2 tRNA genes are annotated in these 503 nt (G+C 50.7%); both read left to right on the top strand.

Annotated elements, in window-relative coordinates:
- Positions 1–42 precede the first annotated feature (42 nt).
- Positions 43–119: transfer RNA gene (locus tag BGP75_RS17195), tRNA-Ile, on the top strand.
- Positions 120–429: 310 nt separating this feature from the next.
- Positions 430–502: transfer RNA gene (locus BGP75_RS17190), tRNA-Ala, on the top strand.
- The last annotated feature ends 1 nt before the right edge of the window (position 503 follow it).

Here is a 503-nt window from a genome sequence, read left to right as displayed (position 1 = left end):
AAAGAGAGCGAAATAACAACAATCGTTGTTAACAGATTTTGTAGGCTTGTAGCTCAGCTGGTTAGAGCGCACCCCTGATAAGGGTGAGGTCGGTGGTTCAAGTCCACTCAGGCCTACCAATTATTCGATAGAATGATTGAAGTAGCTCAGCTGGTTAGAGCGCACCCCACTCTTTATCGATAAAAAGGGGTGAGGTCGGTGGTTCAAGTCCACTCTGACCCACCAAATTACGCGACTCGGCGTTATGAAAGTATTTGCATAGCAGGCTATGCTTCGCGCTTTCATGGCTTGTGTCACGAAATTTGGCGTAAAAAACTGACTCCGAAGTTTCCAGCACTGATTGATGGAAACGCCAGGGCGCAGAGATTTTTTCAGTGGACCAGGCGCGCGTAGAAGCGAACGACGGCCGATGGAAAAAGATCAAGCACTGGGGCTATAGCTCAGCTGGGAGAGCGCCTGCCTTGCACGCAGGAGGTCAGCGGTTCGATCCCGCTTAGCTCCAC

The sequence above is a fragment of the Motiliproteus sp. MSK22-1 genome (genome assembly GCF_001968815.1).
Taxonomy (GTDB): domain Bacteria; phylum Pseudomonadota; class Gammaproteobacteria; order Pseudomonadales; family Balneatricaceae; genus Motiliproteus.
The sequence above is the reverse complement of the archived record's forward strand: the minus strand, read 5'-3'. Positions and strand labels throughout refer to the sequence as shown.